The 9703-nt window shown below is 75.1% G+C and carries 7 protein-coding genes; 5 read left to right on the top strand and 2 right to left on the bottom strand.

Annotated elements, in window-relative coordinates; genetic code table 11:
• Nucleotides 1–297 precede the first annotated feature (297 nt).
• Nucleotides 298–1044, bottom strand: coding sequence for a matrixin family metalloprotease (locus tag G5C62_RS06100; protein WP_241175727.1), 747 nt, complete (start codon nt 1042–1044; stop codon nt 298–300).
• 242 nt (nt 1045–1286) lie between these two features.
• On the opposite strand from G5C62_RS06100, the gene G5C62_RS06090 reads away from it, so the two are divergent.
• The 4 genes from G5C62_RS06090 (at nt 1287) to G5C62_RS06075 (ending at nt 4125) form a co-directional block, all read left to right on the top strand.
• Nucleotides 1287–1442, top strand: a complete 156-nt coding sequence (locus G5C62_RS06090; RefSeq protein WP_164700308.1) for a hypothetical protein — start codon at nt 1287–1289, stop codon at nt 1440–1442.
• Nucleotides 1443–1632: 190 nt separating this feature from the next.
• Nucleotides 1633–1890 (top strand): type II toxin-antitoxin system Phd/YefM family antitoxin, encoded by a 258-nt coding sequence (locus tag G5C62_RS06085; RefSeq protein ID WP_164700307.1) that lies wholly within the window; start codon nt 1633–1635, stop codon nt 1888–1890.
• Nucleotides 1887–2312, top strand: a complete 426-nt coding sequence (locus G5C62_RS06080; protein ID WP_164700306.1) for a type II toxin-antitoxin system VapC family toxin — start codon at nt 1887–1889, stop codon at nt 2310–2312. The genes G5C62_RS06085 and G5C62_RS06080 overlap by 4 nt, the downstream gene beginning before the upstream one ends.
• Before the next feature lie 184 nt (nt 2313–2496).
• On the top strand, nt 2497–4125 hold the full coding sequence (locus tag G5C62_RS06075) for a DUF6398 domain-containing protein (RefSeq protein WP_164700305.1): 1629 nt from the start codon (nt 2497–2499) through the stop codon (nt 4123–4125).
• A gap of 106 nt (nt 4126–4231) precedes the next feature.
• On the opposite strand, the gene G5C62_RS06070 is transcribed toward G5C62_RS06075, so the two are convergent.
• Entirely contained in the window at nt 4232–4777 is a 546-nt protein-coding gene (locus G5C62_RS06070) for a DinB family protein (RefSeq protein ID WP_241175726.1), read from the bottom strand.
• A gap of 233 nt (nt 4778–5010) precedes the next feature.
• Between G5C62_RS06070 and G5C62_RS06065 the strand changes: the two genes are divergently transcribed.
• Complete coding sequence (locus G5C62_RS06065) at nt 5011–9594, top strand: cation-translocating P-type ATPase (protein ID WP_164700303.1); 4584 nt, start codon at nt 5011–5013, stop codon at nt 9592–9594.
• The last annotated feature ends 109 nt before the right edge of the window (nt 9595–9703 follow it).

The following is a 9703-nucleotide window of genomic DNA, read 5'->3' as shown; positions in this document are numbered from 1 at the left end:
GCTCGCCGCCGGTGCTCTCGGCGCGGGTGGGGGCGGGGGGGCGTCCGAGGGCCGCCGGAAGACCGGGATGTGGCCGCGGCGCCGCCGGTAAACCTCGCGCACCCGACACCCGACCACAGCAGCTCGCCGGCGCTGGTCAGCCACACGTCGTCGGCGCACGCTCGTGCTCTGGCTGTACTGGCGCACCAGAGCACGAGCGTCGGGGGACAGGGTGTCGGTGGGCACTCGTGCGCCCATGCACTGGCGATCGCTCCCCTTGTCGCTACGTTCCGCTTCCGGGTGCCGGGCTGTCGGCCGTCAGACAGCGGGGACGCAAGCTCCCGCGCCCAGCCGGCTCAGGCTGGTGAGGTCACCGGCGGCAAAGTCGAGGACGGCGGAGGTCGTCGGGTACGTGAGCTGCGTCGGGTCGTCGACGTGGTCCAGGCCGACGAGGTGCGCGAACTCGTGCACCACGATCGCGCGGGCGACCGCCTGACCGCCCGGTCCGCTGAGGACCTCGGTGAACTGGGCGGCGTCGAGCTCGACCAGGCCGGTGACGTAGACGCCCGGCCTGTCGCCGGACGAGACGGCGAGGCTGCCGGCCAGGCCCGCGACGTCGGCGGCGAGGTCGGGCTGTTCGGCGACCGTGTCCCAGATGACGAGCACGGGCGCCCACCGATCGCCGTAACGGTCGGGTTGGAAGGGATCGCGCTGGTCACTCGGGGCCTCGTCGGTGGCGCCGTCGTCGACGAACTGCAGCCCGGTGACCGCCGAGATCTGGGCGACGGCGTCGGAGATGAGCAGGTCGCCGCCGACCGGGGCGTTGTCCGGACGGACGACGTAGTGCACCGGACGACAGGGGTCGTAGGCGATCGGCGTCATCCCGTCGTCCTGCAGCTGCGCGAACTGGTGGGTCCCGCCGCCCACAGGAGGGGCGAGAGGCGTGCCCAGCGGCCTGCCGGCCGCCTCGATGCCGGCCGTCGGCCCGGTGCGATCAGTGGCCGTCGCCTCGAGGCCGGGCAGCAGTTCGAAGGTGAGGGCGGCAGACCCCACGACAGCGACCACCAGCAGCGCTCCCCCGATGCCCGTCCACGTCCGCCGCTTTCTTGTGCGGCCATGAATTCTCCTCGACGACCAGGAGACCGACGCGCTGCGCGCAGGGCCGAACTCGAGGGCCGGTCGATGCAGGAGGTCGCTCGCCAGGCGCTACGCGACTACATCGAGCGCACCAGCAGGCGGGAGCTCCTCGACCGGGTGCTCGAGACCGAACTCCCCCGTCACGCCGAAGCTCTCGAGCGCCTCGGTCCGTGATCTACCTCGATCTCGACGACCTGCTGCACGAGACACAGATCCAGCGGTACGACGAGACGATCGCAGCGGCCATCGGCCAGCCGGCCCTCGCTCCACCGACCATGGTGCTGCTTGCGCCGGTCGACCCACGGGTGGCGCGATCGGTCTGCTGACACCTGGCCCCTGCTGACACCTGGCCCCTGCTGACACCTGGCCCCTGCTGACCCCGGTCGCCGCCCGGCGGCCTGCCCGACCGGCTCCGACGCCCCACTCGCGACACGCGTGCCCGTTGCGGACCCTCTGGTTGGCGCAGACGCGTGTGGCTATATTCGAGTAAGGACTACTGGCTACACAGGGGTGGACATGACGAGCATCGGCATCCGCGACCTCAGGGACGGGCTCAGCAAGCACATCGCCGACGTTCGAGGTGGCGCCACGATCACGGTGACCGACCACGGCACCCCGGTCGCTCGCATCACCCCGATCGGCGTTCCGACCGCACTCGATCAGCTGATCGCCGAGGGCATCGTCCAGCCGCCGGCGCACCGCAAGCGTCCGGCGCCCGACCCCGTCGTCGCGGACATCTCGCTCTCGGAGACCGTGCTCGCCGACCGGCGGTGATCCTGTACCTGGACACGTCGGCGCTCGTTCCCTTGTTGGTCAGCGAGGCGTCGTCTCCGCGCTGCCGCCAGTTGTGGGACGCCGCCGACGTGGTGCTGTGCTCGGCCGTGGGACACGTCGAGGCGTCGGCGGCGATCGCCCGTACGGAACGCACTGGGCGTCTGCTCCGCTCGGCCAGCGATGCCGCTCTGGGCCTGTTAGACGGGCTGTGGAGCGACGTCACGGTCGTGCCTGCAGACGGACCACGGTTGCGGGCGGCTTCCGCAGCCGCACTCCGGCACGGGCTGCGAGGTTATGACGCCGTCCACTGCGCGGCCGCGCTCGCCGTCGCCAAGGACGACCTGGTCGCGGCCAGCGGCGATCAGGAGCTGCTCAGCGCCTGGCGGGACGACGGCCTCGCCGTCGTGGACACGAACGCCTGAAGGAGCGGCTCCGCGCGACGACCGGCGGGTCGACGTCCCTGCTGCGACGTCGGCCAGCCACCGCTGCACCCGCTAGCGTCGTCCTGTGCCGAAGCGTTCACGCCGACGGAAGCACGGAGCCAGCTCGAGCCGCCGGATCGGTCGAGCCGGCGGGGGCCGGCGGACTCCCGACCTGTTCGATCAGGTGGCGGAAGCGCTCGCCACAGGTGAGCCGCTGGGCCTGCTCGACGTGGCCAGCGCCTTTCTCTCCGCCACGGACCCGCGCAGGGACTCCCCCTTCCGGTCGGACGACGCCGAGTCCCTGCCGCCCCGGGAGGAACTCGTCCAGGCGTTCCTCCACGTGCCGCGCCTGGAGTCCTCCGCCCTGGTGGCGGCGGTCGCCGGACTGACCGGCGACCGGGTCCTGCGCGCCCGCGTCGACCGCGAGGTCGCCCTGCGCGGGCACGTCCTCCCCCGCTGGCTGACCGAGCTCGACCGGGCCCGCGCCTCCGATCGCGCAGCCGAGTTCGGGCACGTGCTCGGCGACGGGGAGAGCCTGCTCCTGGGCGTCACGCTCGCCGACGCGTCGGAGCTGGCGGTCTCCGTCTACGTCGACCACAACCTCGGGACGGTCGTGAAGGACGCCCTCGTGGTCCCGGGTGCGCTGCCGGACCTGATCGTGCTCATGCAGGACACCACCGACGATCCCGACCTCGGGATCACCGAGCTCGCCCCCGCCGACGTGCGTGCCCGGGCGACCGAGGCGATCGAGCACGGGGCCCGGCTGTCCCCACCCCTGGAGACCGACACCTGGCCGACGAACCGCCCGCTGGTCGAGTGGGCCCTCGGCCTGTTGCCCGCTGGTGGGCAGGGCTACCAGCGGCCCGAGTGGAGCACCGCGGACCGGGAGGCCCTGGCCGCACGAGTGCTCGAGTCACCCTTCGGGACCGGCCTGACCGGTGCTGACCACCGCGAGCTGCTCGGCGACATCCTGTGGTTCGGCACCGACTACGGGCCCGGCGATCCGCTGCGCTGGAGCCCGGTGGCTGTGGAGATCCTGCTGGTCGACTGGATCCCGCGGAAGATCGTCGCCGACGCTCGCCTGCTGGCGAAGGCGCCGGACGTCCTGCGGACCCTGATTCGGTTCAGTCACACCGAACGCGGCATTCGGCCGGAACTGACCGCGGAGACGCTGGCCGCGGTCGACGAGTTCGAGCCGGAGTACCAGGAGGCGATCCGCTCCCCGCGCCTCCAGGGACCCGATGCACTGCGCGCGGCCCTGGGCGTGCTCGACCCGGACGAGCACCTGGCCGAGCAGGCCCAGGAGCTGGCTCGCGTCGTCGGCGGGGCTGCGGCTCTCGAGGAGCTGGACGCCGAACCGCTGCCCGATGAACCGTTCGCCTGGGATCGGGTGCCGGATGACGTGCGTGGCCGGGTGGGCGAGGTCGTGGAGCTGGTCGACCGCTGCTGCGATGCGCTGCTGGACGTCGAACACCGCACCGCGACCCGTCGGCTGGTGGCCGCAGCCGCCGAGGGCGGTCCCGAGGTCTTCCGCCGTCGCGGTCGTTCCGACACCCTCGCCGCAGCGGCGTGCTGGCTGGTGGTCCGGTCGAATCGGCCGTTCATCGCAGGCGGCCTGACGACGCAGGACCTGATGGCCCACTTCGGCCTGACCGGGTCGCCGTCGCAGCGCGGCACCACCCTCCTGGAGGCGATCGGCGCTGCGGCCCATGACCCGGCCGGGCCGCAGCTGGGATCGCCGCGCTATCTGACGTCCGAGCGGCGGCGGCAGTTGATCGCCGCGCGGGATGCGTTCTCCGACCCGAGCCGCTGACACCGGGCGCTTCGAAGCCGTCAGCCGGTCAGGTGGTCGTCGGTGCCAGCAGAACTCGACGTCATCGCCGTCCCGAGGCATCCTCCGGGCGGAGCCCCCGCGACCGTCAGTGCTGCCGCGAGACCTCGGTGATGTCGCGGAGGTGGTGGACGCCTTCGTGCGCTGCCTGTCGGACCAGCCACCGCGCGCTGCGGTGCTCGTCCGGGAGGCGGTGCACTGGTCGGCCCCAGTCCTCGGGTCGGACTCGCTCGATCTCAGCGAGGAAGCCGATGACGTGGGCCTGCAGTTGGTCCAGCGCAGGCTCGACCGCGGCGTCGAGGTAGCCGAAGCGGCGGGCCCGCAGGTCGTTGAGCATCGGCTCGAGGGCAGGGTCGTCCTCGGTGCGCGCCCGGTGCAGCCGGATGGTGGAGGTGGCGTAGACGTCGCGCAGGTGGCACAGGTACTCCACCGCGGACCACGCGCCGTCCGGGCCGGGCTGCCGGCACGTCGCATCGTCGATCGAGCCGAACAGCGCCCGGGCTCGGGCCGGGATGGCCGCGATGACTGCTGACGCGCTGTCGACGTCGTGATCCCCGTAGGAAAACGGGCACGACAGGCACACGTGCTCTTCGCCGGCGAAGGGCGGCAGCGCCGGACGGTGGTCGGCTGGCACACCGCCATCCTCGCCGGTCATCCGCCGCTGGGGTGCGACGAACGGCTGATCCGGACGACGGCCGACCGTGAGTCACCCCATGGGTCACTCCGCGCCCCGGGTTCCGACCTGCCTCGCCGTCGGGTAGCGGACCCCACTGACGCGACTGCCGGGATCGGCCGGACGAACCACACCGACACGAAGGGCCGGCCGACGACGTACCGTTTGGTGACCGTCGTCACACGGGGGGTCCCATGGCGCTGCTCCGCCCGATCGCGTGGGCCGGCAGCGCCGCGCGCGAGGCCACGCGCCTCGCCACCGGCGCCGCGGCGCTGGCCGCCGTGCCGGTGGTCGTCGGTGCCGGCCTGCTGGGCGAGACGGCCTCGGTCACCTCCCGGGTCGCCAGAGCAGGGGCCACCGTGGCCACCGGCTCCATCCACCTCGCGAGGGACGCCGCCGTCTCCGGCACCCGGGCGGTCGGCACCCTGGTCACCGGGGCCGACCCCTTCCCCGGCGGCCACCTGCACGACCTGGTCGACGCGGCGAGGGGCATGGTCGAGCCGCCGCTCGCCCGCCACACGCGACGGGTCTGGGGTGACCGCGACCGCCTCCAGATCGAGGTCGAGGCGCCCGCCGACGACGAGGCTCCCGAGGCCCGCACCGCCCTGCGCCGCCAGCTGGAGCGGCTCGAGGGCGTCGAGTGGGCCACGGTCAACGACGTCGTCGGCCGGGTGCTGGTCGCCGTCGACGCCCGCCGGGTCACCCTCGACGACGTCGTCGGCGTGGTCACCGAGATCGAGCAGGCCCGCGGCGCCACGGGGGTCTTCCCACAGCGCCCGGACCACCCGGCCGACCTCGAACCGCTGCTGGCCGCCGTCCTCGCCGCGGCCGTCGACACCGTCGCCGTCGGCGTGGCCGCCGCCGCCAAGGTGCTGCCGATCCCCGCGGTGCACCGGCACGCCACCCTGCTCATGGCGCTGCTGGACACCCAGCAATGGCTCAAGCGGGCGGTCTCCGACCGCGTCGGGCCGGTCGGCACCGACCTGGTCTTCGAAGGCACCGGCGCGCTGCTGCACGCCCTCACCCAGAGCCCCACCGTGCCGGCACTCAATGCCGCCGCCGCGATCCAGCGGGCCCTGGAGATGCGCGCGCGCCGCCAGGTCTGGCGGCGCCGCGAGCGGGAGCTCTGCCGACCCGAGCCCGACGACGCCGCCCCCGAGCAGCCGCCCGGCCCGCGACCGGGATCCCTGCCGGCCGGCCCGATCGAGACCTACCGCGAACGATTGGCGCCCACCGAACTCGCTGCGGCGCTCGGTCTGGTCGCGCTCACCCGCCGCCCCGGCCGCTCCGCCGACCTGCTCAAGGCCCTCACGCCGAAGGCCGCCGTCCAGGGCCGGGAGTCCTTCGCCGCCGTCCTGGACCTCCTGCTGTCCCGCCACGGCATCCTTCCGCTGGACGGCTCGGCCTACCGCCGGCTCGACCGCATCGACACCGTCGTCGTCGACGGCCGGACGCTGTGCACCGGACCGCCAACGGTCGTGGAGGCCACTGCCGAGGCCGATGGATGGGACGACGCCGACGTCTGGTCGACCGCCGCCCGCCTGCTCGCCGACGACGACGCCGACGCCGACGCCGACGCCGCTGCTGGGAACGGCACCGGCCGGCTCCGGCTCGGCCCACCACGTACGCCGTCCGACGCACCGGGCGGCGAGGTCCGCTCGCTCCTGAGGGGCCGCCGCCGGGTCGGCACCGCCATGGTCGCCCCCGAGCTCGACCCGCACGCCGAGTCGCTGCTCACCACCGCCGCCGACGCCGGCCTCCGGCTGGTCCTCTCCCGGCACGTCGGCACGCGGGAGATCGCCGGCCTGGCCGACGACGTGACCTCCGCCGAGGAGGGCCTGGTCGACACGGTCCGGCGGCTGCAGTCCGACGGGCGCGGCGTCCTGCTGGTGTCCGCGGTGGACGGCCCGGCACTGCTGGCCTCCGACATCGCGGTGGCCCCGGTTCTCGAGGGCCGGGGCCCGGCCTGGGGTGCCGACCTGGTCACCGCTCCCGGGCTGGCCGACGCCTGCCGCATCGTCGCCGCCGTTCCCGACGGAAAGGCGGTCAGCCGACGCGCGGCCGGCGCCGCGCTGACCGGCAACGTCCTCGGCGGCCTGCTCGCCGCTGTCGGCAGCGCCCGCTACGGCCAGCGCCGGGCCACGACGCCGGGCAAGTGGGCGACCGTCATGACGATGACCACCGGGAGTTGGGTCGCCGTGCGTTCCGCCGGCCGCCCTGTCCCGGCACCGACCGCGCACACCCCCTGGCACGCGCTGGAGCCCGACGAGGTCCTGCGCCGCCTGGCCGACCTGCCCAGGGAGCCCGAGCACCGGCCCGGCCGCGTGCCCGCCGCAGCCCGCCGGGTGGCCGAGGTGCCCGCGGTCCGGATACCGGCCCGGTTCGCCCGCACGGTCTCCGCCGAGCTCGCCGATCCGCTGACTCCGGTCCTGGCCACCGGCGCGGCGGCGACCGCGGTCCTCGGTGAGGCCACCGACGCGTTCCTGGTCGGCAGCGTCACCGGGATCAACGCCGTCGTCAGCGGCCTGCAGCGGCTGCGCGCCGAGACCGCCCTGGAAGCGCTGCTGCTCGACCAGGGCCACTGCGCACGCCGGGAGACCGACGGCGGGAGTGAGGATGTGCCCGCGACCGCGTTGCGCGTCGGCGACGTCGTCCTCGTCGAACCCGGCGACGTCGTCGCCGCCGACGCCCGGCTGCTCGAGGTCGAGGACCTGGAGGTCGACGAATCCGGGCTCACCGGCGAGTCGCTGTCGGTCGCCAAGTCGGTGGCCCCGACTCCGGGGGCCGAGGTCGCCGACCGCAGCTGCATGCTCTTCGACGGGACCACGGTGGTGGCCGGCCGCGGCAGGGCCGTCGTCGTCGCCGTCGGTCAGGCCACGCAGGCCGGCCGGGCCGCGCGCGCCGCCGGGGGCGCGGCCCCGCCGGCCGGCGTGCAGGCCCGGCTGGCCGAACTCACCCGCGCCGTCCTGCCGCTCACGCTCGCCGGTGGCGCGGCCGTCACCGCGCTGGGCCTGCTGTGGCGCCGCCCGCTCCGCGAGTCGGTGGCCGCAGGGGTGGCGATTGCGGTGGCCGCGGTCCCCGAGGGGCTGCCGCTGGTCGCCACGGTCGCCCAGCAGGCCGCGGCCCGGCGGCTGTCCCGGCGCGGTGCGGTGGTGCGCAGCGCCCGGGTGCTGGAGGCGCTCGGCCGCGTCGACACCGTCTGCTTCGACAAGACCGGCACGCTGACGGAGAACCGGCTGCGCGTCGCGCGTCTCGTCCCCGTCGGTCCGGACGGCGGCACCGACGGCGGCGCCGCCCACGACGAGGCCGCCGAGCCGGAGCTGCTCCGGCTGGCCGCCGCGGGCATGGGCAACGGCGACGACCGGGCGCACGAGACCGACCGCGCGGTCGTGGCGGCCGCCACCGATCGCGGTCTGGGTCACGACGGCGCGCCGGACGAGGCGCTGGCCTTCACCGCGGGCCGCGGCTTCTCCGCCGCCGTCCGGGACGGCCGGCTCGTGGTCAAGGGCGCCCCCGAGGTGGTGCTCCGCCGCTGCGCCGACGACCCGCAGGTGCGCGACCGCGTCCGGCAGCTGACCGGCGACGGGCTGCGGGTGCTCGCCGTCGCCGACCGCGCAGTCGACGGCCTGCCCGAGGACCTCGACGAGGCGGCCGACCGGCTGACCTTGCGCGGGTTCATCGGGCTGGCCGACACACTGCGCGAGTCCTCGGTGCGCGCCGTGGAGCAGCTGCGGGCCGCCGGCGTCCGGGTGGTGGTCGCCACCGGTGACCACCCGGGGACCGCCAGCGCCATCGCCGCCGAGGCCGGCGTCCCCGACGCTGACCGAGTGGTCACCGGCGCTCAACTGGCCCGGGCGTCGGACACCGAGCGGGCCCGGATGGTCCGCGAGACGGCCGTGTTCGCCCGGCTCTCGCCCGAGCAGAAGGTCACCCTGGTGGCCGCGCTGCGCCGGGCCGGGGCGACGCTCGCGATGACCGGCGACGGGGTGAACGACGCCGCGGCGATCCGGCTGGCCGACGTCGGCGTCGGGGTCGAGGGCGCGGAGTCGCCGGCCGCCCGCGCCGCTGCCGATCTGGTGCTCACCGACCTGGACCTCACTCGGCTGGTCGACGCGATCGCCGAGGGCCGGGCGATGTGGTCCCGCGTCCGCGACGCGGTGTCGATCCTCGTCGGCGGCAACGCCGGCGAGGTGGCGTTCACCGTGCTCGGCACCGCCGTCGGGGGGCGGGCGCCGCTGGGCACTCGCCAGCTGCTGCTCGTCAACCTGCTCACCGACATGTTCCCGGCGCTGGCCGTCGCGGTCGCCGCGCCGCGGCACGTCCCGGCCGGGGATGACGACGGCCCGCTCGCCGGGCACCCGCTCGCCGCGGTGCTGCGGGCCGGTCCCCACCGCGGGTTCACCGACGCGGTCCGGCACATGGTCCTGGTCCGGGGAGCGGCGACGACGGCCGGCGCCACCGGCGCCTGGGTCGTCGGCCGGTTGACCGGGCCGCTGCCCGGCCGGGCCAGCACGATGGGTCTGGCCGCGCTGATCACCACCCAGCTGGCGCAGACCGCGTGGTCCGGCCGGCGCAGCCCACTGGTCCTGGCCACCGTGGCCGGCTCGCTCGCCGTCCTCGTGGGGATCGTGCAGACCCCCGGGGTGAGCCGGTTCTTCGGCTGTACGCCGCTGGACCCGGTGTCGTGGTCGGTGGTGCTCGGGTCGGCCGCCGTCGGAGCCGCGGGCGCTGAACTGGTCCCGGGCGTCATCGCCCGGTGGCGTAGCCACCCGGCGTGAGTCGCCCGGTGGCGCAGCCACCCGGCGTGAGTCGCCCGGACGCGCATCGATCGCCGCTGGGCCGGCCTCGAGGAACGCGGCTACCGGCGGCCGGGAGCCGCAGGCGGCC

This window comes from Modestobacter sp. KNN46-3 (genome assembly GCF_011039295.1).
This window is presented reverse-complemented; position numbering and strand designations above follow the sequence as displayed.

Coding starts and splice junctions, on each gene's coding strand:
- G5C62_RS06085 (WP_164700307.1), top strand. CDS start 1,633: ATGACGAGCATCGGCATCCGCGACCTCAGGGACGGGCTCAGCAAGCAC.
- G5C62_RS06065 (WP_164700303.1), top strand. CDS start 5,011: ATGGCGCTGCTCCGCCCGATCGCGTGGGCCGGCAGCGCCGCGCGCGAG.